This window comes from Blastococcus sp. SYSU DS0619 (genome assembly GCF_054051035.1).
The window spans coordinates 1-25,367 of sequence record NZ_JBJHAM010000027.1 but is presented as its reverse complement, the minus strand read 5'-3'; the positions used below and the strand labels follow the sequence as shown (position 1 = coordinate 25,367).

Annotated in this window: 30 protein-coding genes; 22 read left to right on the top strand and 8 right to left on the bottom strand. The window is 75.9% G+C overall.

What is annotated here, in order from left to right; all coding sequences use genetic code 11:
• The first annotated feature begins 124 nt into the window (after nt 1-124).
• From rplQ to truA, 3 genes are read left to right on the top strand one after another with little or no spacing between them, the layout of a single operon-like run.
• A complete protein-coding gene (gene rplQ, locus ACI79T_RS19535; RefSeq protein ID WP_456611764.1) occupies nt 125-736 on the top strand; it encodes a 50S ribosomal protein L17 in 612 nt (203 codons plus the stop codon).
• Nucleotides 733-1,107, top strand: coding sequence for a hypothetical protein (locus ACI79T_RS19530; protein ID WP_456611763.1), 375 nt, complete (start codon nt 733-735; stop codon nt 1,105-1,107). Before rplQ ends, ACI79T_RS19530 begins: the two co-directional genes overlap by 4 nt.
• 7 nt (nt 1,108-1,114) lie before the next feature.
• A complete protein-coding gene (gene truA, locus ACI79T_RS19525) occupies nt 1,115-1,978 on the top strand; it encodes a tRNA pseudouridine(38-40) synthase TruA (RefSeq protein WP_456611780.1) in 864 nt (287 codons plus the stop codon).
• A gap of 6 nt (nt 1,979-1,984) precedes the next feature.
• Here the strand turns inward: truA and ACI79T_RS19520 are convergent, their stop codons facing one another.
• A complete protein-coding gene (locus ACI79T_RS19520; RefSeq protein ID WP_456611762.1) occupies nt 1,985-2,650 on the bottom strand; it encodes an NAD(P)-binding oxidoreductase in 666 nt (221 codons plus the stop codon).
• 9 nt (nt 2,651-2,659) lie between these two features.
• Complete coding sequence (mobA, locus tag ACI79T_RS19515; protein WP_456611761.1) at nt 2,660-3,250, bottom strand: molybdenum cofactor guanylyltransferase; 591 nt, start codon at nt 3,248-3,250, stop codon at nt 2,660-2,662.
• Nucleotides 3,251-3,291: 41 nt separating this feature from the next.
• Between mobA and fdhD the strand changes: the two genes are divergently transcribed.
• Nucleotides 3,292-4,119: a formate dehydrogenase accessory sulfurtransferase FdhD gene (gene fdhD, locus ACI79T_RS19510; RefSeq protein WP_456611760.1), complete on the top strand. Its 828-nt coding sequence runs from the start codon at nt 3,292-3,294 to the stop codon at nt 4,117-4,119.
• A 140-nt stretch (nt 4,120-4,259) separates the two neighbouring features.
• Here fdhD and ACI79T_RS19505 read toward each other — a convergent pair whose 3' ends face one another.
• From ACI79T_RS19505 to moeA, 3 genes are read right to left on the bottom strand one after another with little or no spacing between them, the layout of a single operon-like run.
• Entirely contained in the window at nt 4,260-4,763 is a 504-nt protein-coding gene (locus ACI79T_RS19505) for a MogA/MoaB family molybdenum cofactor biosynthesis protein (RefSeq protein ID WP_456611759.1), read from the bottom strand.
• Nucleotides 4,760-5,233, bottom strand: coding sequence for a cyclic pyranopterin monophosphate synthase MoaC (gene moaC, locus ACI79T_RS19500; protein ID WP_456611758.1), 474 nt, complete (start codon nt 5,231-5,233; stop codon nt 4,760-4,762). Before moaC ends, ACI79T_RS19505 begins: the two co-directional genes overlap by 4 nt.
• Complete coding sequence (gene moeA / locus ACI79T_RS19495; RefSeq protein WP_456611757.1) at nt 5,230-6,438, bottom strand: molybdopterin molybdotransferase MoeA; 1,209 nt, start codon at nt 6,436-6,438, stop codon at nt 5,230-5,232. Before moeA ends, moaC begins: the two co-directional genes overlap by 4 nt.
• 50 nt (nt 6,439-6,488) lie before the next feature.
• Here moeA and ACI79T_RS19490 point away from each other — a divergent pair, with 50 nt between their 5' ends.
• From ACI79T_RS19490 to ACI79T_RS19445, 10 genes are all read left to right on the top strand, one after another.
• On the top strand, nt 6,489-7,466 hold the full coding sequence (locus tag ACI79T_RS19490; protein WP_456611756.1) for a PfkB family carbohydrate kinase: 978 nt from the start codon (nt 6,489-6,491) through the stop codon (nt 7,464-7,466).
• 20 nt (nt 7,467-7,486) lie between these two features.
• Nucleotides 7,487-7,972 (top strand): beta-class carbonic anhydrase, encoded by a 486-nt coding sequence (locus ACI79T_RS19485; RefSeq protein WP_456611755.1) that lies wholly within the window; start codon nt 7,487-7,489, stop codon nt 7,970-7,972.
• Between the two features lie 147 nt (nt 7,973-8,119).
• Nucleotides 8,120-8,563 (top strand): 50S ribosomal protein L13, encoded by a 444-nt coding sequence (gene rplM, locus ACI79T_RS19480; RefSeq protein WP_456611754.1) that lies wholly within the window; start codon nt 8,120-8,122, stop codon nt 8,561-8,563.
• Nucleotides 8,560-8,979: a 30S ribosomal protein S9 gene (gene rpsI, locus ACI79T_RS19475; protein WP_456611753.1), complete on the top strand. Its 420-nt coding sequence runs from the start codon at nt 8,560-8,562 to the stop codon at nt 8,977-8,979. Before rplM ends, rpsI begins: the two co-directional genes overlap by 4 nt.
• A 20-nt stretch (nt 8,980-8,999) precedes the next feature.
• A complete protein-coding gene (gene glmM / locus ACI79T_RS19470) occupies nt 9,000-10,346 on the top strand; it encodes a phosphoglucosamine mutase (protein ID WP_456611752.1) in 1,347 nt (448 codons plus the stop codon).
• Between the two features lie 83 nt (nt 10,347-10,429).
• Complete coding sequence (gene glmS, locus ACI79T_RS19465; RefSeq protein WP_456611751.1) at nt 10,430-12,292, top strand: glutamine--fructose-6-phosphate transaminase (isomerizing); 1,863 nt, start codon at nt 10,430-10,432, stop codon at nt 12,290-12,292.
• A 51-nt stretch (nt 12,293-12,343) separates the two neighbouring features.
• The gene (locus ACI79T_RS19460) at nt 12,344-12,730 is read left to right on the top strand and encodes a holo-ACP synthase (protein WP_456611750.1); all 387 of its coding nucleotides are present in this window, start codon (nt 12,344-12,346) and stop codon (nt 12,728-12,730) included.
• On the top strand, nt 12,727-14,193 hold the full coding sequence (locus ACI79T_RS19455; protein ID WP_456611749.1) for an NAD(P)H-hydrate dehydratase: 1,467 nt from the start codon (nt 12,727-12,729) through the stop codon (nt 14,191-14,193). Before ACI79T_RS19460 ends, ACI79T_RS19455 begins: the two co-directional genes overlap by 4 nt.
• Complete coding sequence (gene alr / locus ACI79T_RS19450; RefSeq protein ID WP_456611748.1) at nt 14,190-15,326, top strand: alanine racemase; 1,137 nt, start codon at nt 14,190-14,192, stop codon at nt 15,324-15,326. Before ACI79T_RS19455 ends, alr begins: the two co-directional genes overlap by 4 nt.
• On the top strand, nt 15,326-16,519 hold the full coding sequence (locus tag ACI79T_RS19445; RefSeq protein WP_456611747.1) for an alpha/beta fold hydrolase: 1,194 nt from the start codon (nt 15,326-15,328) through the stop codon (nt 16,517-16,519). The genes alr and ACI79T_RS19445 overlap by 1 nt, the downstream gene beginning before the upstream one ends.
• Nucleotides 16,520-16,526: 7 nt before the next feature.
• Here ACI79T_RS19445 and ACI79T_RS19440 read toward each other — a convergent pair whose 3' ends face one another.
• On the bottom strand, nt 16,527-17,165 hold the full coding sequence (locus ACI79T_RS19440; RefSeq protein ID WP_456611746.1) for a TIGR04222 domain-containing membrane protein: 639 nt from the start codon (nt 17,163-17,165) through the stop codon (nt 16,527-16,529).
• Between the two features lie 101 nt (nt 17,166-17,266).
• Here ACI79T_RS19440 and ACI79T_RS19435 point away from each other — a divergent pair, with 101 nt between their 5' ends.
• Nucleotides 17,267-17,905, top strand: coding sequence for a uracil-DNA glycosylase (locus tag ACI79T_RS19435; RefSeq protein WP_456611745.1), 639 nt, complete (start codon nt 17,267-17,269; stop codon nt 17,903-17,905).
• A complete protein-coding gene (tsaE, locus tag ACI79T_RS19430) occupies nt 17,902-18,354 on the top strand; it encodes a tRNA (adenosine(37)-N6)-threonylcarbamoyltransferase complex ATPase subunit type 1 TsaE (RefSeq protein WP_456611744.1) in 453 nt (150 codons plus the stop codon). The genes ACI79T_RS19435 and tsaE overlap by 4 nt, the downstream gene beginning before the upstream one ends.
• 10 nt (nt 18,355-18,364) lie before the next feature.
• On the opposite strand, the gene ACI79T_RS19425 is transcribed toward tsaE, so the two are convergent.
• Nucleotides 18,365-18,781 (bottom strand): VOC family protein, encoded by a 417-nt coding sequence (locus ACI79T_RS19425; RefSeq protein ID WP_456611743.1) that lies wholly within the window; start codon nt 18,779-18,781, stop codon nt 18,365-18,367.
• 263 nt (nt 18,782-19,044) lie between these two features.
• Here ACI79T_RS19425 and ACI79T_RS19420 point away from each other — a divergent pair, with 263 nt between their 5' ends.
• From ACI79T_RS19420 to tsaD, 4 genes are read left to right on the top strand one after another with little or no spacing between them, the layout of a single operon-like run.
• The gene (locus tag ACI79T_RS19420) at nt 19,045-19,569 is read left to right on the top strand and encodes a GNAT family N-acetyltransferase (RefSeq protein ID WP_456611742.1); all 525 of its coding nucleotides are present in this window, start codon (nt 19,045-19,047) and stop codon (nt 19,567-19,569) included.
• A 6-nt stretch (nt 19,570-19,575) separates the two neighbouring features.
• Nucleotides 19,576-20,211, top strand: coding sequence for a tRNA (adenosine(37)-N6)-threonylcarbamoyltransferase complex dimerization subunit type 1 TsaB (tsaB, locus tag ACI79T_RS19415; protein WP_456611741.1), 636 nt, complete (start codon nt 19,576-19,578; stop codon nt 20,209-20,211).
• On the top strand, nt 20,208-20,660 hold the full coding sequence (gene rimI / locus ACI79T_RS19410) for a ribosomal protein S18-alanine N-acetyltransferase (RefSeq protein ID WP_456611740.1): 453 nt from the start codon (nt 20,208-20,210) through the stop codon (nt 20,658-20,660). The genes tsaB and rimI overlap by 4 nt, the downstream gene beginning before the upstream one ends.
• Entirely contained in the window at nt 20,653-21,690 is a 1,038-nt protein-coding gene (tsaD, locus tag ACI79T_RS19405; RefSeq protein WP_456611739.1) for a tRNA (adenosine(37)-N6)-threonylcarbamoyltransferase complex transferase subunit TsaD, read from the top strand. Before rimI ends, tsaD begins: the two co-directional genes overlap by 8 nt.
• A 13-nt stretch (nt 21,691-21,703) precedes the next feature.
• Here tsaD and ACI79T_RS19400 read toward each other — a convergent pair whose 3' ends face one another.
• A complete protein-coding gene (locus ACI79T_RS19400) occupies nt 21,704-22,939 on the bottom strand; it encodes a THUMP-like domain-containing protein (protein ID WP_456611738.1) in 1,236 nt (411 codons plus the stop codon).
• 196 nt (nt 22,940-23,135) lie between these two features.
• On the opposite strand from ACI79T_RS19400, the gene groES reads away from it, so the two are divergent.
• Together groES and groL are read left to right on the top strand one after the other, a co-directional pair.
• Complete coding sequence (groES, locus tag ACI79T_RS19395) at nt 23,136-23,444, top strand: co-chaperone GroES (protein WP_113811350.1); 309 nt, start codon at nt 23,136-23,138, stop codon at nt 23,442-23,444.
• A 107-nt stretch (nt 23,445-23,551) separates the two neighbouring features.
• A complete protein-coding gene (gene groL, locus ACI79T_RS19390; protein ID WP_456611737.1) occupies nt 23,552-25,198 on the top strand; it encodes a chaperonin GroEL in 1,647 nt (548 codons plus the stop codon).
• The last annotated feature ends 169 nt before the right edge of the window (nt 25,199-25,367 follow it).

The following is a 25,367-nucleotide window of genomic DNA, read 5'->3' as shown; positions in this document are numbered from 1 at the left end:
CCCCCCGGCCGTGCGGCACGCCACACTGGCGCCACGAGCAGTGCAGCACCACCGCAGTACGGACGACAGCAGCATCACGGATGCAGCCGGCAGCGAGCGCCCGGCCGCCTGAGGAAGGACCGACATGCCCACCCCCACCAAGGGCCCCCGTCTCGGCGGCTCCCCCGCGCACGAGCGGCTGATGCTGGCCAACCTGGCCACCTCGCTGTTCGAGCACGGGCGGATCACCACCACCGAGGCGAAGGCCAAGCGGCTCCGTCCGCTGGCCGAGAAGCTGGTGACCTTCGCCAAGCGCGGTGACCTGCACGCCCGTCGTCAGGTGATGACGACCATCCGTGACAAGGACGTCGTCCACACGCTGTTCGCCGAGATCGGTCCTCGCTTCGAGAACCGTCCCGGTGGCTACACCCGCATCACCAAGGTCGGTCCGCGCAAGGGCGACAACGCCCCCATGGCGGTCATCGAGCTGGTCGAGGCCCTGACCGTCGCCCAGCAGGCGGTCGGCGAGGCCGAGCGGGCCCGTGGCACGCAGTTCGCCGCCGGTGCCGGCGCCGCCTCCGCGGCCGGCGAGGTCACCGCCGACGCCGTCGAGCCGACGGACACCGTCGAGCCCGACGACTCCGCGGACTCGGCCGAGAGCGTCGACTCGGTCGACAGCGCGGACTCCGCCGACACCCCGGACGAGGTCGTCGCCGAGGCGCCGGCCACCGAGGACGAGGGCACGGACGCGCGATGAGCAACCCCGAGAACGTCGCCGGTGCGGGCGCTGCCGGCGTGTCCGCCGGCGGCGGCGACCAGGGCGCCACGTTCGAGGGTGAGACCACCGGCCCCGGCGGGGACACCTCCCCGGCCGTGACCGACGGCAGCGTCACCGACGAGGCGCAGGAGGTCGTCACCGACGTCTACAACCCCGACGGGGACCGGCAGGACGACGGCGACGTGACCCCCGAGCCCGAGCGGCAGAACGCCGCCGTGGTCGAGGACCCGGTCCTGTCGCCCGAGGTCGCCAGCGCGGCGGCTGCGGAGATCGAGGCCGCCGAGCTCGGTGACGCCGCGACGGCCAGCCAGCAGTACCAGGGCGGCGACGCCGCGCCCGACCCGAAGTGACCGGCCGCTGACCACGGATCAGCGCCAGGACGAGCCCGCCACCGACTCCGGTGGCGGGCTCGTCCGTCTCCGCCTGGCGGTCCAGTACGACGGCACGGGGTTCCACGGGTGGGCCCGCCAGCCCGGCCTGCGGACCGTGCAGGACGAGCTGGAGCGGGGGATGGCGACGGTGCTCCGGAGCGACGTCGACCTCACGGTCGCCGGCCGCACCGACGCCGGTGTGCACGCCACCGGCCAGGTGGTGCACGTCGACGTGGCGCGCGGCGTCTGGGAGCAGCAGCGGGAGAAGCTGGTCCGCCGGCTCCGGGGGGTGCTGCCACCGGACATCGCCGTCCCGCACGTCGAGGAGGCGCACCCGGACTTCGATGCCCGCTTCGGTGCGCTCGCCCGGCACTACGTGTACCGGTTGACCGACGCACCGGCCGGGCCCTCGCCGCTGCGCCGTGCCGACGTCGTCGCCTGGCCGCGCCGGCTGGACGCCGCGGCGATGGACCTCGCCGCCGGCCTGCTGCTGGGGCAGCACGACTTCGCCGCCTACTGCCGGCGCCGTGAGGGCGCGACGACGATCCGGACGCTGCTGCGGCTGACCGTGACCCGCCACCGGGAGGGCGACGGCTCCGAGACCGTGCGCGTCGATGCCTCCGCCGATGCCTTCTGCCACTCCATGGTCCGCAGCCTGGTCGGCGGGCTGATCGCGGTGGGGGAGGGCCGGCGGCCGCTCGACTGGCCGGCCGGCCTGCTCACCCGCACCGAGCGCGCGAGCGACGTGCCGGTCGCGCCGGCGCACGGACTGACGCTGGTCGCGGTGGACTACCCCGACGACACCGAGCTGGCCGCCCGAGCGACCGTCACCCGGGCCCGCCGGGCCTGACGCGCGTCACGGGACGGCGGCGACCGCCTCCGCCACCGGGGTCGGGCCGGCGACCAGCTCCACCACGGCGCCGTCCCGGGGCGAGTCCAGGAAGCCGAGCAGCACCGCGGCCACGTCGTCCCGGGGGATGTCGCCCCGGTCCACGTGCCGGTCGAGGGTGACCCGGCCGGTACCCGGATCGTCGGTGAGACTGCCCGGCCGCAGGACAGTCACCGCGAGCGCGGGGCGGGCGAGGAGGTCCTGCTCGGCGGCCAGCTTGGCGCGCAGGTAGGCGGCGAACACCTCGTCGACGCCGTCCGGCGTGGCGCCGTCGGCCACCAGGTCGGCGCCCATGGAGGAGACGAGCAGGTAGGTGCGCACCCCGGCCCGCTCGGCGGCGTCGGCCAGCAGGACCGCCGCGCCGCGGTCGACGGTGTCCTTGCGGGCGGCGCCGCTGCCGGGCCCCGCTCCGGCGGCGAAGACCACCGCGTCGGCGCCGGACAGGACCTCGGCCGCTTCGTCGACGGACGCCGTCTCGAGGTCGAGGACCACCGGCGTGACGCCGTCGTCCTCCAGGTCGGACCGGTGGTCGGGATTGCGGACGAGACCGAGGACGGTGTCGTCGCGGGCGGTGAGCAGACGGCCGAGGCGGCGGGCGACCTGCCCGTGGGCCCCGGCGAGGACGATGCGCATGACCCGGCCCTACCCGCGACCGCGGAGAGCTACCTCCCGGGCCCGGGCCAACTCCTCGGGGGTGTCGCAGTCCAGCCACGGCGGCACCTCGCCCGGCGCCGGCGACGGGCGGTACCGGTCCACCGCGAGGCCGGCCACCGCCCGGTGCAGCGCCGGCGGGGCGTCCGGGTCGCCGACCGCCGCGCGCAGGGCGGCGGTCCGCCACACACCGAGCAGGAGCTGGTCCCGGCCGGTGTCGTCTTCGACGAGGACGCCGTCCCGCTGCAGCCGGCGGCGCAGCTCGCCGACCAGCGCGCCGGTGACGAACGGCAGATCGCCGGCGAGCACCGCCACGACCTCGGCGTCCACGGCGGACAGCCCGGCCCGCAGCGCCGCGACGGGTCCACCGCCGGGTGGGTCCTCGCGGGTCAGGACGACGTCCCGCGGGACCTGCTGGGGAGGGCCGACCACCACGCGGCGAGCGGCGTCGCCCACGGCGTCCAGGGCGGCGGCGAGCATGGTCCGGTCGCCCACCCGCAGTTGCGGCTTGGCCTGGCCGCCCAGTCGCTGGGCCCGGCCCCCGGCCAGCACCACGGCCGCGTACGGCGGGAGCTCCTCCATGGCAGCACCGTAGGCGCCCGGGCGTGGGTACCGTCCACGTCGTGGGACGAGTCACCAGCCGCACCCCGGTGCTGCGCATCCGAGGTCAGCACCGCACGACCCGACCCGACGCCGTGGCGGCGGAGGAGCCGCTGGAGATCCGGCTGAACGGCACGCCGCTGGCCGTGACGATGCGGACGCCGGGCGACGACTTCGACCTGGTGCACGGGTTCCTCGCCACCGAGGGCGTGATCCACGGGTCCGACGACGTCGCCGGGCTGCGCTACTGCGACTCCGTGGACGCCGACGGCCGCAACACCTACAACGTCGTCGACGTCGACCTGGCACCCGGCGTGCCGATCCCGGACACCGGCCTGGAGCGGAACTTCTACACGTCCAGCTCCTGCGGGGTCTGCGGCAAGGCCAGCATCGACGCCATCCGCACCAAGACCGCCTTCGACGTCGCCGCCGACCCGGTGCGACTGCCGCTGGAGGTGCTGCTCGCGCTGCCGGACCGGCTGCGAGCCGCCCAGCAGGTCTTCGACAAGACCGGGGGGCTGCACGCGGCGGGGCTGTCCACGGCCGGCGGGGAGCTGGTGGCGGTGCGCGAGGACGTCGGCCGGCACAACGCCGTGGACAAGGTGATCGGCGACGGCGTCCGCGAGGGCCGGCTGCCCCTGGCCGGGCACGTGCTGATGGTGAGCGGCCGGGCGAGCTTCGAGCTGACCCAGAAGGCGGCGATGGCCGGCATCCCGGTGCTGGCCGCGGTGTCGGCGCCGTCGTCCCTGGCCGTGGAGCTGGCCCGCGAGGTCGGCATCACGCTGGTGGGCTTCCTCCGAGGCGACGGCTGCAACGTCTACACCCACCAGGAGCGGATCGAACTGAACTGAACCACGCCATCACATTGCGACGCTCCGCGTCGCACCGCGGCCAGGTGCCGTCCCCCGGCTGCGCTGAGCTGCATCGTCACACCCCGCTGGAAGGCCTCCGGCCCCCGCATCGGGCCGTGCCCCTCGCAGGGCGGCTCCCGTCATTCCCTCTCATGATCGCCGCCGCGGAGCTGGCTGACCACGTGCGGCAGCAGCGGCCCGAGGACGGCGAGGCCGTCCCTGACGCCGCCGGTGGACCCGGGCAGGTTCACGATCAGCGTGCGGGCCGCGGTACCGGCCACCCCCCGGGAGAGCACCGCCGTCGGCACCCCGTGGTCGGCCCCGTAGCGCCGGACGGCCTCGGCCAGACCCGGGGCTTCCCGCTCCAGCACCCGGCGGGTGGCCTCCGGGGTGACATCGGTGGGGGAGAGGCCGGTGCCGCCGGTGGTGACCACCACGTCGACGCCGAGGTCGACCGCCGCCCGGACGACCGCCTCCAGCTCGTCGACGTCGTCGGGGCGCACGTGCGGCCCCTCGACGGTGAAGCCGAGCTCGCGCAGCCCGGCGGCGAGCGCCTGGCCGCTGCGGTCCTCGTAGACGCCGGCGTAGGCGCGGTTCGAGGCGGTGAGCACCAGCGCCCGTGCGTCCGCGGGGAGCTCGCTCACCGGGTCCACTCCCCGCTCTTGCCGCCGCTCTTGCGCAGCAGCCGCACGTCGGTGATCGACGCCCGCGGGTCGACCGCCTTCACCATGTCGATCATGGTCAGCCCGGCGACGGTGACCGAGGTCAGCGCCTCCATCTCCACGCCGGTGCGGTCGGCGGTGCGCGCGGTGGCGGTGATCTCGACGGCGTCGTCGGTCACCTCGAGGTCGACGGTGACCCCGTGCAGCGCGATGGGGTGGCACAGCGGGACCAGGTCGGGGGTCCGCTTCGCGCCGGCGATGCCCGCGATCCGGGCGACCGCGACCGCGTCGCCCTTCGGCACCCCCGTCCCGCGCAGCAGGGCGACGACCTCGGGGCTGACCAGCACCCGGCCGGCGGCGGTGGCCTCCCGCGCGGTGACCGCCTTGGCGCTGACGTCGACCATGCGCGCGGCACCGTGCTCGTCGACGTGGGTGAGACGGCCTTCTGTCACTGGAGCGCTCCTTCGATGAGCACGACGTCGACCTCGGCGTCGGCGGGCAGTTCGGTGACGTCCTCGGGGACGACCACCAGGCAGTTGGCGCGGGCCAGGTGCGCCACCAGGTGCGACCCGGGGCCGCCGACCTGGGAGACGATCCCGCCGTCGTAGCGGCCGCGCAGGAACTGGCGCCGCCCGGCGGGGGAGCGCAGGGGGCCGGCGAGCCGGGCCGGCACCCGCAGCCGGTCGGGCGAGGTGTGCCCGAGGGCGCGGCGCAGCGCCGGCCGGACGAAGACCTCGAAGGAGACGAAGGCGCTCACCGGGTTCCCGGGGAGCGTGACCACCGGGACGCCGTCGACCGTGCCGGCCCCCTGCGGCCCGCCGGGCTGCATGGCGACCTTGACGAACTCCACGGTGCCCAGCGTGCGGAAGGCGTCCTTGACGACCTCGTAGGCGCCGGCGCTCACCCCACCGCTGGTGACCAGCAGGTCCGCCGTCGCCAGCTCGGCGCGCACGGTGGTCAGGAACTGGTCGACGTCGTCGGGGACGAAGTGCAGCCGCCGGGCGGTGCCGCCCGCCTCCTCGACCGCGGCCACCAGCAGGGTGGAGTTCGACTCGTAGATCTGCCCCGGGGCGAGCTCCTCCCCGGGGGCGACCAGCTCGCTGCCCGTCGAGAGCACCAGCACGCGGGGCCGCCGACGGACCGGCAGCTCGGTGACGCCCACGGCGGCGGCCAGCCCGAGCTGGGCGGCGCCGAGCGGAGCGCCGGGGGAGAGGGCGACGGTGCCGGCCGCGATGTCCTCGCCGGCGCGGCGCAGGTGGCTGCCGATGGGCGGGCAGTCCCGCAGCTCGACGACGTCGGTGCCGCCGTCGGTGAGCTCGACCGGGACGACGACGTCGGCGCCCGGGGGCAGGGGGGCACCGGTCATGATGCGGTGCACGGTGCCCGGCGCCAGCGGCACGACGTCGGTGCGCCCGGCCGGGATGTCCTCGGCCACCGGCAGCCGCACGGGCAGGCCGGTGCCGCCGACCTCGGCCCACCGGGCCGCGTAGCCGTCCATCGCGGAGTTGTCGAACCCCGGCAGCGCCACGGCGGCGACGACGTCGCGGGCCAGCACCCGGCCGTGGGCCGCCGCCAACGGCACCGTCTCCTCGGGGGAGGCCGGCAGCAGGGCGTCCACCACCGCCTGGTGTTCCTCGACCGTGCGCACGGGGCACATCCTGGCTGATTGCCGGCCGGACGGCGTCAGGGGAGACCGCAGGAGGGTGCGTGGCCGACGTCGTCGTGCTGGGGCAGGTGGGCCGCGACCTGGTGCTGCAGGTGCCCGGGCTGCCCGCCGCCGGCGGATCGGTGGCGGCCACGGGGCGCCGGGAGCTGCCCGGCGGCAAGGGCGCGAACCAGGCGGTGGCCCTGCGCCGACTCGGTGTCCCGGTGTCCCTCGTGGGGGTCGTGGGCGACGACGACGCGGGACGGGACGCCCTGGGGCAGGCGGCTGCCGACGGGATCGACGTCTCGGGTGTGGTCACCCGTGCGGGTGCCCGGACGGCGCTGCTGCTGGACCTGGTGGAGGACGGGGGACGACGGCGGCTCGTCGAGGACGTCCCGCGCGGCGTCCTGCTGACCCCTGCGGACGTGGCGGCGGCCGAGGGGCAGCTGGCGGCGTGCCGGGCGCTGAGCCTCCAGCTGCAGCAGCCCGGTGCCGCGGTGCGGGCGGCGCTGGACCGCATCCCCCGGACCACCGTGGTGGTGGCCGACGGGGCGCCGGAGGACGCGGCGACCAGGACCGCGGTCCTGGCGCGGGCCGACGTCCTGCGCGCGGACGCCGCGGAGGCGGAGCTGCTCGTGGACCGGGAGCTGCCGGGGGTGGACGCCGCCCGCGAGGCCGCCGCCGAGCTGCTCGCCGCCGGCCCGCGGCTGGTCGCGCTGTCCGTCGGGGAGGCCGGGGACCTGGTCGCCTGGCGGGCGGGCCCGGCGCTGGGCAGCGCGGCGACGGAGCGGGAGGCGGACCCGCGGTGGGCCGACGGCGAGGTCGTGGTCCCGCTGCTCGGGGAGGAGCCGGTGGACCCCACCGGTGCCGGTGACGTCTGGGCCGCCGCGCTGACCGCCACCCTGCTCGGGCGCGCCGGCCCGGAGGATGCCGCGTGGGTCGCCGCGGCGGCCGCGGCGGACACCGTCGCGCACGCCGGCGGGCGCCCGGACTTCGACCCGGCGGCCCTGGGCGAGGTGGTCCGGAGGCACCGTCGGTGACCGCCGGATATCGTCCGACCGTGGCTGAGATCGATCGGATGCTCGAGGCGAACGAGCAGTGGGCCGAACAGTTCCCCGGCAGCAAGCCGGTCGCGCCGGCGCGGAAGGTCGCCGTCGTGGCCTGCATGGACTCCCGCATGCCGCTGTTCGGCCTGCTCGGTCTCGCGGTCGGCGACGCGCACGTCATCCGCAACGCCGGCGGGGTCATCACCGAGGACACGATCCGCTCGCTGACCATCTCGCAGCACCTGCTCGGCACCCGGGAGATCGTGCTGGTGCACCACACCGACTGCGGGCTGCAGAAGAGCAACGACGTCGACTTCGCCGACCTGGTGGAGAAGGCGACGGGCCGGCGCCCCCCGTGGGCGGCGCGCACCTTCACCGATGTGGACGCGGACGTGCGCGAGTCGATGCGGCTGCTGCGGGACTCCCCGTACCTGCTCTCGCACGAGGTGCGGGGCACCGTGTACGACGTGGCGACCGGTCGCCTGCGCGAGATCGTCTGATCGCGGCGGGAGTCGCTCCGCGGCGCCCTGGTATCGTGACCGGCTGGCGCGCGCAAGCCGGCTGGTGCCCGCGCGTCGTTCCTGTCTCCCGTGCTCGGTGAGGCGATCCCACCAGCCATCCCGACGACGACGGAGGACACGAGCGCCGTGCGCACGTACACCCCCAAGCCCGGTCAGGTCGACCGGGCCTGGCTCGTCATCGACGCCACCGATGTGGTGCTCGGTCGACTGGCCAGCCAGACCGCGCAGCTCCTGCGCGGCAAGCACAAGCCCCAGTACGCCCCGCACGTGGACGTCGGCGACTTCGTCGTCATCGTCAACGCCGGCAAGGTCGCCCTGACCGGGTCCAAGCGGGACGACAAGGTCGCCTACCGCCACTCCGGACACCCGGGTGGCCTGAAGACCATCAACGTCGGCGACCAGCTGCGCACGCACCCCGACCGCGTCATCGAGCGCGCGATCAAGGGCATGCTCCCGCACAACAGCCTCGGTCGGCAGATGCTCAAGAAGCTCAAGGTCTACGCCGGCCCGGAGCACCCGCACGCCGCGCAGCAGCCCCAGACCTACGAGATCAAGCAGGTGGCCCAGTGACCAGCGCACTGACCGTGACCGACGCCGAGGGGCGTCCGGTCCAGACCGTCGGCCGGCGCAAGGAAGCGATCGTCCGCGTCCGGCTGCTCCCCGGCACCGGCCAGTTCAAGCTCAACGGCCGCACCCTGGAGGAGTACTTCCCCAACAAGGTGCACCAGCAGCTCATCCGTGAGCCGTTCGTGACCCTGGAGAAGGGCGAGCAGTACGACGTCGTCGGCCTGCTCAAGGGTGGCGGCGTCACGGGTCAGGCCGGCGCGCTGCGCCTGGCCATCGCCCGTGCCCTCATCGAGATCGAGGCCGAGGACCGTCCGGCCCTCAAGAAGGCCGGCTTCCTCACCCGCGACCCGCGGGTCAAGGAGCGCAAGAAGTACGGGCTCAAGAAGGCCCGCAAGGCGCCTCAGTACTCCAAGCGCTGACCGGCGGGGCTGCTGCGGCCATGGGGGGGAGACTCTTCGGGACCGACGGCGTCCGGGGTCGGGCCAACTCCGACCTCACGCCGGAGCTGGCCCTCTCGGTGGCCCGTGCCGCCGCAAGCGTGCTCGCCGATCGCGACGGGACCTCGCGTCCCGTCGCGGTCGTCGGGCGCGACCCCCGCGCCAGCGGGGAGATGCTCGAGGCCGCGGTCGTCGCGGGCCTCACGAGCGCAGGAGCCGAGGTGCTCCTCGCCGGGGTGGTCCCCACGCCGGCGCTGGCCTGGCTCACCGGTCGCAGCGACGCCGACCTCGGCGTCATGATCTCGGCCAGCCACAACCCGATGCCGGACAACGGCATCAAGCTCTTCAGCCGGGGCGGGCACAAGCTGCCCGACGCCGTCGAGGCCGCCATCGAGCTGGCGGTGACCTCCGGCTCCTCCGACGGGCACCGCCCCACCGGTGCCGAGATCGGCCGCGTCCGCGCACTCGACGGCGGTGGTGACGCCTATGTCGAGCACCTGCTCTCGACCGTGGACCGGCCGCTCGCCGGGCTCTCCGTGGTCGTCGACGCCGCGCACGGCGCCGCCGCCACCGCCGCGCCCGAGGTCTACCGCCGCGCCGGGGCCACCGTCCACGCGATCGGCTGCGACCCGGACGGCTGGAACATCAACGACGGCATCGGGTCCACGCACCTGGGCCCGCTGATCGAGGCCGTCCGCGAGCGCGGGGCCGACATCGGCATCGCCCACGACGGGGACGCCGACCGCTGCCTGGCCGTCACCGCCGCGGGTGAGGTCGTCGACGGCGACGCCATCCTGGCGGTCTGCGCCCTGGCCCTGCACGAGCGCGGGGCCCTCAAGTCCGACACCGTCGTCGCGACCGTCATGAGCAACCTCGGCTTCCACCACGCGATGCGCGACGCCGGCATCTCGGTGAGCACCACGGCCGTCGGCGACCGGTACGTGCTGGAGGCGCTGCGCACCGCCGACCTCAGCCTCGGCGGTGAGCAGAGCGGGCACCTGGTCTTCCTGGAGCACGCCACCACCGGCGACGGGCTGCTCACCGGACTGGCGCTGCTGTCCCGGATGGCCGCGACCGGCGCCTCGCTGGCGGAGCTGACCTCCGTGGTGCAGCGGCTGCCGCAGGTGCTGGTCAACGTCCCCGTGCACGACCGGCTGGCCGTGGCCGCGAGCGACGAGGTCGCCGCCGCCGTGAACGCGGTCGAGGCGGAGCTCGGCGACTCCGGCCGGGTGCTGCTGCGGCCGTCGGGCACCGAGCAGCTGGTCCGCGTGATGGTGGAGGCGCCCACGCAGGAGCAGGCCGACGCCGTCGCCGAGCGGCTCGCGGCCGTCGTCGCGGCGGTGCGCTGACCCGGTCGCCGGCCTCACCCGTCGGAGCGCCCTGACCGGCGCGCGAGCGCGATCGCGGAACGGCTCCCGGTACCCTCGGTCCAATGTGCGGCATCGTGGGATACGTCGGCCCTCAGGACGCTCTCGACGTCGTCCTCGAGGGGCTGCGCCGGCTGGAGTACCGCGGGTACGACTCCGCGGGCATCGCCGTCGTCGACGGCGGTGAGCTGAGCACGGCGAAGAAGGCCGGCAAGCTGGCGAACCTGGAGAAGGTGCTGGCCGACCAGCCGCTGCCGTCGGCCACCATCGGCATCGGGCACACCCGCTGGGCGACCCACGGCGGCCCGACCGACCGCAACGCCCACCCGCACGTGTCCGCCGACGGGTCGGTCGCGGTGATCCACAACGGGATCATCGAGAACTTCGCGGCGCTGCGGGCCGAGTGCGAGGCGGCCGGCGTCGAGTTCACGTCCGAGACCGACACCGAGGTGGTCGCCCACCTGCTCGCCGCGGTCTACGAGACGACCCCGGAGGGTCCCGGGCGGCTCGCCGAGGCGATGCGGGCCGTCTGCCAGCGCCTCGAGGGCGCGTTCACCCTCGTCGTCACGCACGTCGCCGAGCCCGACACCCTCGTCGCGGCCCGCCGCAGCAGCCCGCTGGTGGTCGGCGTCGGCGAGGGCGAGTACTTCCTGGGGTCCGACGTCGCCGCGTTCATCGGGCACACCAAGGAGGCCCGCGAGCTCGGCCAGGACCAGGTGGTCGAGATCGACCGCACCCGGGGGCTGACGGTCACCGGCTTCGACGGCACGCCGGCCGAGCCGACGGCCTACACGGTCGACTGGGACGCCGCCGCCGCCGAGAAGGGCGGCTACGACTGGTTCATGCTCAAGGAGATCGCCGAGCAGCCCCAGGCGATCGCCGACACCCTGCTGGGCCGGCTGGCCGAGGACGGCGAGCTGGTGCTCGACGAGGTGCGCCTGTCGGACCAGGAGCTCCGCGACATCGACAAGATCTTCGTGGTCTCCTGCGGCACCAGCTACCACGCGGGCCTGATCGCCAAGTACGCCATCGAGCACTGGACGCGGATCCCGGTCGAGGTCGAGGTGGCCAGCGAGTTCCGCTACCGCGACCCCGTGCTGGACCGCTCCACGCTGGTCATCGTCATCAGCCAGTCGGGCGAGACGATGGACACGCTCATGGCGCTGCGCCACGCCAAGGACCAGAAGGCCCGCGTGCTGGCCATCTGCAACGCCAACGGCTCGACCATCCCGCGCGAGTCCGACGCCGTCCTCTACACCCACGCCGGCCCCGAGATCGCGGTCGCGTCGACCAAGGCGTTCCTCGCCCAGATCGTCGCCTGCTACCTGGTGGGGCTGTTCCTGGCGCAGGTGCGCGGGGTGAAGTACGAGGACGAGGTCGCCGCGATCGTCGACGACCTGCGCCGCCTGCCCGAAGCCGTGGCCGAGGTGCTCACCGGCATGGAGGAGGTCCGCGCGCTGGGCCGCTCGCTGGCCGACGCCGGCACGATCCTGTTCCTGGGCCGCCACGTCGGCTTCCCGGTGGCGCTCGAGGGCGCGCTCAAGCTCAAGGAGCTGGCCTACATCCACGCCGAGGGCTTCGCCGCCGGCGAGCTCAAGCACGGGCCGATCGCCGTGATCGACCAGGGCACCCCGGTCATCGTCATCGTCCCCTCCCCGCGCAGCCGGAACTCGGTGCACGGCAAGGTCGTCTCCAACATCCAGGAGGTCCGGGCCCGCGGAGCGCGCACGATCGTCATCGCCGAGGAGGGCGACGACGACGTGGTGCCCTACGCCGACCACCTGATCCGGGTGCCCCGCACGCCCACGCTCATGGCCCCGGTGGTGACCACGGTGCCGCTCCAGGTGCTCGCCTGCGAGATCGCCGACACCCGCGGCTACGACGTCGACCAGCCGCGGAACCTGGCCAAGAGCGTCACCGTCGAATAGCGGCTCCGCCGCGGACGGGCCGCTCCGGCGCGGGCTTGGCAGACTGGGCCGGTGATCATCGGAGTGGGGATCGACGTCGTGCCGGTGGACCGCTTCGCGGAGTCGCTCACCCGCACCCCCGGGCTGCGCGACCGCCTGTTCACCCCCGACGAGCAGCGGACCCCGTCGGGCTCCCCGCGCACCGGCGAGTCGCTGGCCGCCCGCTTCGCCGCCAAGGAGGCGCTGGCCAAGGCCCTCGGCGCCCCCGGTGACCTGCACTGGCACGACGCGGAGGTGACCGTGGGCGAGCACGGCCGCCCGCACCTGTCGGTCCGGGGCTCGGTGGCCGGCCGGGCGGCGCAGCTCGGCGTCACCGCCTGGCACGTCTCGCTCAGCCACGACGGGGGCATCGCGTCGGCGGTCGTCGTCGCCGAGGGGCTGGGCCGGGTGACGGCGTGATCCCGCTGCACACCGCCGCCGAGGTCCGGGCGGCCGAGGCCCCGCTGCTGGCGTCCCTGCCCGACGGTGCGCTCATGCAGCGCGCGGCCGCCGGGCTGGCCACCGTCTGCCTGCGGCTGCTGGGCCGCTCGTACGGGGCCCGGGTCGCCCTGCTGGTCGGATCGGGTGACAACGGCGGGGACGCGTTGTTCGCCGGCGCCCGGCTGGCCGCCCGAGGGGCGCGGGTCACCGCCGTCCTGCTGGACGCCGGGCGGGCGCACGCCGCGGGCCTGTCCGCGCTCCGCGCCGCCGGCGGCCGCAGCCTGGCGCCCGACGCGGCCGGGCCGGTGCTCGACCGCGCGGACCTCGTCCTCGACGGGATCGTCGGCATCGGCGGAGCCGGCGGCCTGCGCCCGGCGGCCGCGACGCTGGTCGAGCGGGCGGCCGCGGGGCCCGCGCTGATGATCGCCGTCGACGTGCCGAGCGGGGTCGACGCCGACACCGGGGCCGTCGAGGGCGCGGCCTTCCCGGCCACGCACACCGTGACCTTCGGTGCGGTCAAGCCGGGGCTGGTCGTGGGGGAGGGGCGCGGCTCCGCGGGAGAGGTGCACCTGGTCGACATCGGGCTCGGCCCGCACCTGCCCCGCGCCTCGGCCGGCCGGTTCACCGACGCCGACGCGGCCGCCCGGCTGCCGCTCCCGGACGCCGACGACGACAAGTACTCCCAGGGCGTGGTCGGCATCGTCGCCGGCTCGGCCACCTACCCGGGCGCCGGCGTGCTGTGCACCGGAGCCGCCCTGCGCACCCGGCCCGGCCTCGTCCGCTACGCCGGAACCGCCGCCGACGGCGTCCGGGCCGCCTGGCCGGAGGCGCTCGTGACCGCGGGCCGCCCGGCCGACGCCGGCCGGGTGCAGGCCTGGGTGGTCGGCCCCGGCATGGGCACCGACGACGACGCGCGCAGCGTGCTGGCCGAGGTGCTCGGCACCGACCTGCCGGTGCTCCTCGACGCCGACGCGCTGACGATGCTGGCCCGCGAGCCGGAGCTCGTGCGGGGCCGGTCGGCACCCACCGTGCTGACGCCGCACGACCGGGAGTTCGCCCGCTTCGGCGCCGAGCCCGGCGCCGACCGGATCGGGGCCGTGCGCCGGCTGGCGGCCGACCTGGGTGCGGCCGTCCTCCTCAAGGGCGAGGCGACCGTGGTCGCCGACCCGGACGGCACCGCCTTCGTCAACGCCACCGGCACACCGTGGCTGGCCACGGCCGGCACCGGCGACGTGCTGTCCGGCATCGCCGGCGCGCTGCTGGCGACCGGCCTGCCGGCCGCGGAGGCGGCGGCCGTCGCCGCGCACGTGCACGGGCGGGCGGGTCAGCTCGCCGCGGCGCGGGGCCCGCTGATCGCCGGCGACCTCGTACGGCACCTGCCCGAGGCCGTCGACCGGGTGCGCGGTGCCCCGTCCGGCGGCCTGCCAGACTCGGGGCCGTGACGAACGGGACCGGTGCGGAGGTGGTCGTCGACCTCGACGCCATCGCGGCGAACACCGCGGTGCTGCGCGAGCGCGTGGGCCGCCCGCTCATGGCGGTGGTGAAGGCCGACGGCTACGGGCACGGGCTGGTCCCCGCGGCGCGGGCGACCCTGGCCGGCGGGGCGGACCAGCTGGGCGTCGCCGTCGTGGCCGAGGCGCTGGCGCTGCGGGCCGCCGGGGTCACGGCGCCGGTGCTCGCCTGGTTGCACGGGCCGGGCGCCGACTTCGCGGCGGCGCTGGCCGCCGACGTCGAGGTGTCGGTCAACGCCGCCTGGGGCCTCGCGGAGGTGGTGGCCGCCGCCCGGGCGACCGGCCGCACGGCCCGGCTGCACCTGTTCGTGGACACCGGGCTCTCCCGCGAGGGCGCGCCCGTGACCGAGTGGCCCGGCCTGGTGGACGCCGCGGCGCGCGCCCAGGCCGACGGCGACGTCGTCGTGGTGGGCCTCTGGAGCCACCTGGCCTACGCCGACGCCCCCACGCACCCCACCATCGGCGCGCAGGTGCGGGTGTTCGAGGAGGCGGTCGGAGTCGCCCGCGCGGCCGGGCTGACCGACGCGCGATGCCACCTGGCGAACTCCGCGGCCACCGTGGCGCTGCCGGGGACGTGGTTCGACATGGTGCGCCCGGGGATCGCCGTCTACGGGCTGGACCCGCTCGGCGGGAACGCCGCCGACCACGGCCTCCGGCCGGCGATGACGGTGCGGGCCCGGGTCGCGCTGACCAAGCGGGTGCCCGCCGGGGCCGGGGTCTCCTACGGGCACACCTACGCCACGGCGGCCGAGACGACCCTGGCCCTGGTGCCGGCGGGTTACGCCGACGGGGTGCCCCGGGCCGGCGGGAACCGGGCCCCGGTCCTCGCCGCCGGGCGGCAGCGGACGATCGCCGGGCGGGTGTGCATGGACCAGTTCGTCGTCGACGTAGGGGACGACGCCGTCGCACCCGGCGACGAGGTGGTGCTCTGGGGCCCCGGGGACCAGGGGGAGCCGACCGCCCAGCAGTGGGCGGACGCCGTCGACACGATCCACTACGAGCTGGTCACCCGGATCGGGGGCCGGTTCGCCCGCCGGTACGTCGGCTCGGCGGGGGCGGTCTGATGCCGCGCACCCGCCCGCCCGCGGGCCGGCACCCCAGGGCGCGCACCGCCGGTCTGCTCGGCGCCGTCGTCGGGCTCGCGGCGGCGGGCACCGCCGCCGGCGTGGCCGTCAGCCGCATCGCCGCGCGCCGGGTGCGCGCCGCCGAGCTCGGCCCGGCCGCGGAGCTGCGGCGCGAGCTGACCGAGGGGCAGCTCCGGCAGGTCGATCCGCTGGGCGTCGAGGCCCGGCCGCCCGACCGCACCGCGCTGGTCCGGACCGACGACGGCGTGCAGCTGACCGTGGAGGAGATCGGGCCGCGGAACGCCCCGCTCACCGTCGTCTTCGTGCACGGGTACACCCTGTCGATGGCGTCGTGGGCGTTCCAGCGGCGCACGCTCGCCGCGGAGCTGGCCACCGGGAACGGGCACCGCCCCCGGGCGCGCCTGGTCTTCTACGACCAGCGCGGCCACGGCTCCTCCGGCCGTGGCCCGGCGGAGCACTCCACCATCGAGCAGCTGGCCGCCGACCTCGCGGCGGTCCTGGATGCCCGCGTCCCGCGGGGGCCGGTCGTCCTCGTCGGGCACTCCATGGGCGGGATGACCGTCATGGGCCTGGCCGCGACGCGGCCGGAGCTGTTCGGCACCCGGGTGCAGGGCGCCGCGCTGGTCTCCACCTCCAGCGGCGGCCTGGCCGAGCTCAGCTTCGGCCTGCCCGAGATGGTCACCCGCCTCCGGGCCGCGGTGCTGCCGGTCGCCGCCTGGACGATGCGGCGCCGGCCCGCCTTCGCCGAGCGCACCCGCCGGGTGGCTGCGGAGCTGGTGTCCGCGGCGACGAAGGCGCTGTCGTTCGGCTCCGCGGACGTCGACCCCGCGCTGGTCCGCTACGTCGACGCGATGATCGCCGGTACCCCCGTCGACGTCATCGCGGAGTTCTACCCCGCGCTGGCCGGCCTCGACGAGACCGGCCGGCTGGAACCGCTGCGCCGGGTGCCCACGCTGGTGCTGACCGGCGACCGGGACCGGATGATCCCCAAGGAGCACAGCGATCTCATCGTGGAGCGGCTGGCGCAGACGGGGGAGAACGCCGTCGACTACGTCGTCGTCCCCGGTGCCGGGCACATGGTGCCGCTGGAGGAGCCGGACGAGGTGAGCCGCGCGCTCACCGCGCTGCTGCGGCGCGTGGCCGCGGGCCGCACCGTGGGTTCCACGGGCTGACCTGCGGTCAGAGGCCGCCGCCGTCGATCCCGCTCCCCTCGACGAGGGCGTAGCCACCGGCCCCGCCCACGGCCCCGCGGGCCCGGTAGGCGGCCAGCTTCGGGTCGCTGTGGTCGACGCCGCGGCCCCGGCGGCCGCGGGCCGGCGCGAGCGCCGACTGCGTCCGTTCGAAGATCTCCGCGCACAGCCGGCGGTCGGGCATCGCCGCCCGGCCGTGCAGCGCGACGCTGGCGGCGCTGCCCCCGTCCGCGGCCGGGTCGGGCGGGGTGTCCGCCGCCCACCGCCGCAGCAGCCGGCGTCCCGCCGCCGTGGGCGCGTCGGCCCCCGCCCGGAACGGGACGCGGCGCGCCAGGCCATGCTGCCGGAGGCGACGGCTCACCTCGAGCAGCCGCTCGTCGCCGTCGAGCCGCCAGCGGATGGTGTCGACCGACCGGTGCCCGCGGGTGCCGACGGCGTCGAGCACGGCGGCCTCGACGGGGTGGCGGCGCAGCGGATCGGTAGCCGCCAGCTCACCGGGGGCGTGGATGCGGATCCGCCCCGACTCGACCAGCGCCACGAGCGCGGTGTCGACCAGCCGCGGCAGGCCGCCGGCGAGTGCGGCGATGTCGTAGACGTCGAGATCGGCGGTGCCGTCGGCCGTGCGCATGGTCGCCTGCCCTTCACGGGTGCCGGGGACGCGGGGCTGCACGGTCCCACGCGGAGACGGGCACGGGAAGCCTCCCCGGCGCCCGCGGTTAGGGTGCGCGGGTGGCCGCTCCCCGTCCGCCCCGGTTCGACGCCGGCGCCGCCGAGGTGGCGCGCACCGCGGCGGCCGCCCCGGACTGGGCGGCGCTCGCCGCGGCCGCGCGGCCCTGCACCGCCTGCCCGGAGCTGGCCGCGACCCGGCAGCACGTCGTCGTGGGCGACGTCCCGGCGACCGGCCGCCCGCGCTTCGTGCTGATCGGCGAGGCGCCCGGGGCCACCGAGGACGAGACCGGCCGGCCGTTCGTCGGCCGCTCCGGGGCGCTGCTGGACCAGCTGCTCACCGAGGCGGGGCTCGACCGCGCCGAGGCGGCCGTGCTGAACGTGGTCAAGTGCCGCCCCCCGGCGAACCGGACGCCGAGGTCGGCCGAGGTGCAGCGCTGCGGCGGCTGGCTGCGGCGGCAGCTGGAGCTGCTCGACGCCCGGGTCGTCGTCGCGCTGGGCCTGTCCTCGGCCAAGTGGTTCCTCGGCCCGCGCACCGTGCTGGCCGGCGTCCGCGGCCGCCCGCACGACGTCGACGGCCGGGCGGTCTGGGCCACGTACCACCCGTCGGCCGCCATCCGGTTCGGCCCGAACGGCGCCCCCCGCGCCGGGCTGCTGGCCGACCTCACCGCCGTCGCCGGTTCGCTGGAGGCCCCCGCGTGAAGCTCGTGCACGAACTGCCCACGCCGGCCGACACCCACGCCCTGGGCGAGGCGCTGGCCGGTCTGGCCCGCCCCGGCGACCTGCTGGTGCTCGTCGGTCCCCTGGGTGCGGGCAAGACCGCCCTCACCCAGGGGATCGGCGCCGGGCTGGGCGTCCGGGAGCCGGTCACCTCACCGACGTTCGTCATCGCCCGCGTGCACCGGGACGGCCGGATCCCCCTGGTGCACGTCGACGCCTACCGGCTGGGCGGGCACGCCGACGTCGACGACCTCGACCTCGACGCCTCCACCGAGGAGTCGGTGACCGTGGTCGAGTGGGGGCAGGGGCTCGTCGAGCAGCTGGCCGACGAGCACCTCGAGGTGCGGCTGGAGCGCCGCGAGGACGACGTCCGGACGGCGCTGCTCGTGCCGCACGGCCCCGGCTGGTGGGCCCGGCTCGACGCGGTCTGAGCCGCCCGGGTCAGCCGGCCGCCGACGACTCCGGGACGTCGGTGTAGCGGTCGGTCAGCACCTCCAGCAGGTGCCCGCTGGGGCCCCGGAAGTACATCCGGCGGCCGGTGCCGTCGAGGTTGACCGCACCCACCTCGCCGGGCCGGCGGCCGGGGGGATCCGCCTGGTACGGCGTCCCGTCGGCGTCGAAGCGGGCGCGGATGGCGTCGAAGCGCTCGTCGGTGACCAGGAACGCGTAGTGCTGCGGCTCGACCGGCGCCGGCGCGGCGGCAACGTTGAGCACGAGCTGGTCGTCGAGCTGGACGGACTGGAAGAAGCCGTTCTCCCAGGGCGCGCGCAGGTCGAGCAGGTCGACCAGCCAGGAGACGGCGGCGTCGCGGTCCTCGACGAGGACGATCAGGTGGTGCAGGACGGTGGTGCTGGGCACGGGGTGCCTCCAGGGAACGGTGCTGCGTGAGCGAGGGGTCCGGCGCCTGGGGCGCGGACGAGGGAGGGCCGGGCGGAGGCCGCGGCAGGGGAGCACGTCGTCGGGGGAGGTGCTCGGGTGGGCGGCCCTCTCGGCCGCCCGGGGGTCACCGGAGAGCCGGGACCCTGACTCGCTCGTGGCTCGAGGCCGACCCGGCAGTCACGTCGGCGAACCTAGCGTCCGGCGGTGCTGCGGGCAACGCCGTCGCCGCTAGCCTTCCGCGCGTGGACGTGCGGGTGGAGCTGGTCGAGCTGGGCCCGGCCGCCCTGCGCGCCCTCGCCGACGGCGACCTCGCCGCCGCCGAGGCGGCGGCACCGGTCCCGCTGAGCCCGTACCTCGCCGGCGCCGAGTGCCGCTGGGTCTGGGGCATCCGGGCCGAGCAGGTGGGGGCCGATCCGGCCAGCGCCCGCTGGATCACCCGCGTGGTGCGCGACCCGGACCGGCAGCTGACCGTCGGCCGCGCCGGCTTCCACGGACCGCCGGACGCATCCGGCATGGTGGAGGTCGGCTACTCGATCGATCCGGAACACCGGCGGCAGGGGTACGCCCGGGCGGCCCTGCGGGCGCTCCTGGCCCGGGCGGCGGCCGAGCCGGCGGTCACGAGGGTGCGCGCGGCGGTCGCGCCGTCGAACGTCGCCTCCCGCGACCTGGTGCTCGGCGAGGGCTTCGTCGCCGTCGGGGAGCAGATCGACGAGGAGGACGGACTGGAGATCGTCTACGAGGTGGCGGCGGGCACTCGCCTACGCTGATCGGTCGTGCTGGTCCTCGCGCTCGACACCGCCACCCCGACGCTCGTCGCCGGGCTGGCCCGCTGGTCGGCCGACGGCGGTGCCACGGTGCTCGCCGAGCGGGCCGTGCCCTCGGGGACGAAGCACGCCGAGCTGCTCACGCCCGCGATCCAGGGGGTGCTCGCCGACGCCGGCGTCGGGCTCGACCAGGTCGAGGCCGTGGTCACCGGCCTCGGTCCCGGGCCGTTCACCGGGCTGCGGGTCGGGGTCGTGACCGCCGCCGCGCTCGCCGACGCCCGTGGCCTCCCGGTGGTCGGGGTCTGCTCGCTGGACGCCGTCGGCTCCGGCGCCCGCACCGTGGTCACCGACGCCCGCCGCAAGGAGGTCTACTGGGCCGCCTACGACGCCGGCGGGGCGCGCACCGAGGGGCCGGCGGTCGTCCGGCCCGAGGAGCTCGGCCGACCCGGGCCGTTCGTCGGTGACCCGGCGTTCGCCGGGCGGCTGGGCGCCGACGTCCTCCCGGCCGACGTGACCACCGAGGGGCTGCTGCGCGCCGCCGGTCCGCAGCTGGCCGACCCGTCGTCCGCCTCCCCGCTGACGCCGCTGTACCTGCGCCGCCCCGACGCGGTGCCGCCGACGTCGATCAAGGCCGTGACGCAGTGACCCGGCTCCGCCCGATGCGGCTGGCCGACCTGCCGGCGGTGATGGCGCTCGAGGAGGAGCTCTTCGCCCCCGACACCTGGACGGCGGCGATGTACCGCGAGGAGCTCGCGCAGACCGGGACCCGCCACTACCTCGTGGCCGACGACGACGGCGCCGTCGTGGGCTACGCCGGGCTGATCGCCTACGACGACGAGGCGCACGTCGCCACGATCGGGGTCACGGGCGCCCGGCAGGGCGAGGGCCTCGGGGCCCTGCTGCTCGATGCGCTGCTGGCCGAGGCCGACCGGCGGCGCAGCCCGGTCGTCCTGCTGGAGGTGCGCGCCGACAACGAGGTCGCCCAGGGGCTCTACCGGCGGCGCGGGTTCGCCGAGATCGGCCGGCGCCCGAAGTACTACCAACCGAGCGGGACCGACGCCGTGGTGATGAAGAGGGAGCGACCCCATGCCTGACGAACCGATCGTGCTGGGCTTCGAGACCTCGTGCGACGAGACCGGTGTGGGCATCGTCCGCGGGCACACCCTGCTCGCCGATGCGCTGGCCACCTCGATGGCCGAGCACGAGCGCTTCGGCGGCGTCGTCCCGGAGATCGCCTCCCGGGCGCACCTGGAGGCGATGGTGCCCACCGTGCACCGCGCGCTCGCCGACGCCGGCATCCGTGCCTCCGACGTCGACGCGGTGGCGGTGACGAGCGGGCCCGGGCTCACCGGCGCGCTGCTGGTCGGCGTCGCCGCGGCGAAGGCGTACGCCCTCGCCCTGGGCAAGCCGCTCTACGGGGTCAACCACCTGGCCGCGCACGTCGCCGTCGACGAGCTGCAGCACGGTCCGCTGGCCGAGCCCTCGATCGCGATGCTCGTCTCCGGTGGGCACAGCTCGCTGCTGCTCGTGCCCGACCTCGCGCAGGAGGTGCAGCCGCTGGGCCGGACCATCGACGACGCCGCGGGGGAGGCGTTCGACAAGGTCGCCCGGGTGCTCGGGCTGCCGTTCCCCGGCGGCCCGCCGATCGACCGGGCCGCCCTCGACGGCGACCCGTCGGCGATCGCGTTCCCGCGGGGTCTCACCGGCGCCCGCGACCCGGCCTACGACTTCTCGTTCTCGGGCCTGAAGACCGCCGTCGCCCGGTGGGTGGAGGCCCGGCAGCGCGCCGGCGAGCCGGTGCCGCTGGCCGACGTCGCCGCGTCCTTCCAGGAGGCCGTCGCCGACGTCCTCACCGCCAAGGCGGTGCGGGCGTGCCGGGACCACGGCGTCGACCACCTGGTGCTCGGCGGGGGGGTGGCGGCCAACTCGCGGCTGCGCGCGCTGGCCGAGGAGCGGTGCGCCGCGGCCGGCATCGTGCTGCGGGTGCCGAGCCCGAAGCTGTGCACCGACAACGGCGCGATGGTGGCCGCGCTGGGTTCCCGGCTCGTGGCCGCCGGGGTGGCGCCGTCGGCTCCCGACCTGGGCGCGGACAGCTCCCTGCCGATCGAGGTCGTCAGCCGCTGACGGCGTCCCGGGGTCAGGCGCTGACGTCGCAGACCAGGGCGGTGGGATTCCCGGCGACCCGGGTGACGACGACGGTCGCCGTCCCGGCGGCATCGGTGCGCAGCTGCCGGGCGAGCGTCTCCGGCTCGATCGCCGAGCCCCGCTTCTTCACCACGACCCGGCCCACCCCGCGCTCGCGCAGCAGCGCCTTCAGCTTCTTGAGGTTGAACGGCAGCACCTCGTCGACCCGGTAGGAGCTGACCCAGGGGGAGTCCGCCGGACCGTCGGAGGTCAGGTAGGCGATCGTCGGGTCGACCAGGTTCGCGCCGAGGTCGGCGGCCACGAGGGAGACCAGGCCCGAGCGGATCACCGCCGGGTCGGGCTCGTGCAGCCAGCTGCGCACCGGGCCGGCCGGGGCGGGGCCGGGGTCGGCGTCCGCGGTCAGCTCGGAGACGGCGCCGTCGCGCACCAGGGTCGCCCGCCGCCAGGTGGTCGAGACCGCGGGTCCCCACAGCAGCGCCTCGACGATCGAGCCGCCGACCGAGACCCACTCGGCCTCGACGCCCTCGGGCACCCGGTCGTGGTCGAGTCCCGGCGCCACCTTCACCACCGACGTCGGGACCTTCCCGAGCAGCGCGGTGACCGTCGACCACGGGGGCGACCAGCGGTCGGGGTCGAGCTGCCGCCGCCCGCCGGAGCGGCGGGCGGGGTCGAGGACGGCGGCGCCGCAGCCGGCCACCTCGCCACCGCGCGCCGCCGCCACCAGCTCGACGGCGTCGCCGGCGACCACCCAGACGTCGTCGGCGATCCCGAGCGCCTCGACGTTGGCGGCGGTCAGCTCGCGGGCGACCGGGTCGCGGTCGACGGCGAGCACACGGGCACCGGCGCGGGCCAGCGCGATGGTGTCGGTGCCGGCCGCGCAGCCGAGGTCGGCGACGGAGTCGGCGCCTCCGGCGAGCAGGCGGGCCGCGCGGCGGGCGGCCAGCTCCGGGCGGCCGGCCTGCTCGAGGGTGTCGGCGGTGAACAGCAGCCGGTCGGCGTCGGCCCCGAACGTCGCCCGGGCCTTCTGCCGCTGGCGCGCGATGCCCCACGCCGGTCCGGCCAGGTCCGTGCCCACCTCGGCGCGCAGCCGGGTCAGCGCGGCGACCGCGTCGGTCCCGGCGTCGAGCAGCGCCCCTGCCCTGGTCAGGGCCGCAGCGCCCTCGACCGTCGCCAGGGCGCGCAGCTGGCGCACCGTCTCGGCGGCCTGCTCCTCGTTGTCCTGGTCCACCGGCACAGCCTGGCGTACGGGCCGGTCGGCCCCGACGTCACCCACCCCAGGGACCGGGTTGAGCGGCTGGCACTCTCCTAGGTAGAGTGCCAACGACACGGGCTGGCGCCCGACCCCCGCGACGGCGGGTGCCCGGATCCCGTGCCACAGCATCGAACTATCCCTGCCGTCCTACACCGAAGGGGGCGTCACCGACGTGACGACCGCTACCAAGGTCAGCATCAAGCCGCTGGAGGACCGCGTCGTGGTCCAGGCCAACGAGGCCGAGACCACCACCGCCTCCGGTCTGGTCATCCCGGACACCGCCAAGGAGAAGCCCCAGGAGGGCACCGTCGTCGCCGTCGGCCCCGGCCGCATCGACGACAACGGCAACCGCGTCCCGCTCGACGTGAACGTGGGCGACGTGGTCATCTACTCGAAGTACGGCGGCACCGAGGTCAAGTACTCGGGCCAGGACTACCTGGTGCTCTCGGCGCGCGACCTGCTCGCCGTCGTGGAGAAGTGACCTCTCCTCAGCACTGAGCCCTAGCGCTCACCCGACCGCCCCGGCGACCCGAACACCGGGTCCCGGGGCGGTCGTCTTTCCCATGCCTTCCTGATCGAGAGGTCCACATGCCCAAGATCATCAAGTTCAACGAGGACGCCCGCCGCGCCCTCGAGCGCGGCGTCGACAAGCTCGCCGACGCGGTGAAGGTGACGATCGGCCCGCGTGGCCGCAACGTCGTCATCGACAAGAAGTTCGGCGCCCCGACGATCACCAACGACGGCGTCACCATCGCCCGCGAGATCGAGCTCGAGGACCCGTACGAGAACCTCGGCGCGCAGCTGGCGAAGAACGTCGCCACCAAGACCAACGACGTCGCCGGTGACGGCACCACCACCGCCACCGTGCTCGCCCAGGCGCTCGTGCACGAGGGCATGCGCAACGTCGCCGCCGGTGCCAACCCGATGTCGCTGGGCCGCGGCATGCGCGCCGCCGCCGACGCCGTGCACGCCGCGCTCGACGCCGCCGCCATCCCGGTGGAGAAGCGCGAGGCCATCGCCGGTGTCGCCACCATCTCCGCCCAGGACGCCGAGGTCGGCGAGCTGATCGGCGAGGCGATGGAGCGCGTCGGCAAGGACGGCGTCATCACCGTCGAGGAGAGCAACACCCTGAACACCGAGCTCGACGTCACCGAGGGCGTCCAGTTCGACAAGGGCTACCTCTCGCCCTACTTCGTCACCGACCAGGAGGCGATGGAGGCGGTCCTCGACGACGCCCTCGTCCTGCTGGTCAGCGGCAAGGTCGGCGCGCTGGCCGACCTGCTGCCGCTGCTGGAGAAGGTGCTCTCGACCGGTGGGCGCCCGCTGCTGATCGTCGCCGAGGACGTCGAGGGCGAGGCGCTGTCCACCCTCGTCGTCAACTCCATCCGCAAGACCATCAAGGTCGTCGCGGTGAAGTCGCCGTACTTCGGTGACCGGCGCACCGCCTTCATGACCGACCTCGCCGTCGTCACCGGCGGTCAGGTGGTCACCGAGGACGTCGGCCTGAAGCTCGACCAGGTCGGCCTCGAGGTGCTCGGCACCGCTCGCCGGGTCACCGTCACCAAGGACACCACCACGATCGTCGACGGCGGCGGCACCTCCGAGGGCATCGGCGACCGCGTCGCGCAGATCCGTCGCGAGATCGACGCCACCGACTCCGACTGGGACCGCGAGAAGCTGCAGGAGCGGCTGGCCAAGCTGGCCGGCGGCATCGGCATCATCCGCGTCGGCGCGGCGACCGAGGTGGAGCTCAAGGAGCGCAAGCACCGCATCGAGGACGCCATCGCCGCCACCCGTGCCGCGGTGGAGGAGGGCGTCATCCCCGGCGGTGGCTCCGCGCTGGTGCACGCCGCCGCGGCGATCGACGCGCTCGACCTCTCCGGTGACGAGCTGACCGGCGCCCGCGCCGTCCGCACCGCGCTGGACGCCCCGGCGGTGCAGATCGCCGAGAACGCCGGCTTCGAGGGCCGCGTCGTCGTCAGCAAGGTGCGCGAGGCCGGCCAGGGGCACGGCTTCAACGCCGCCACCGGCGAGTACGGCGACCTGGCAGCCCAGGGCGTCATCGACCCGGTCAAGGTCACCAAGGCCGCGCTGGGCAACGCCGTCTCGATCGCCGCGATGGTGCTCACCACGGACTCCGCCGTCGTCGAGGCTCCCGAGGAGGAGCACGAGCACGCCGGCGGCGGGCACCACACGCACGGCCACTCGCACGGCGGGCACGGCCACTCGCACTGACGCGCCACCCACGATGATCAGGTGACCTGATCGTCGGGGGGGGGGGGGGGGGGGGGGGGGGGGGGGGGGGGGGGGGGGGGGGGGGGGGGGGGGGGGGGGGGGGGGGGGGGGGGGGGGGGCGGGCACGCCGCCGGCCGCGGGCGGGCGCCCCACCGTGGCGAGGATCGAG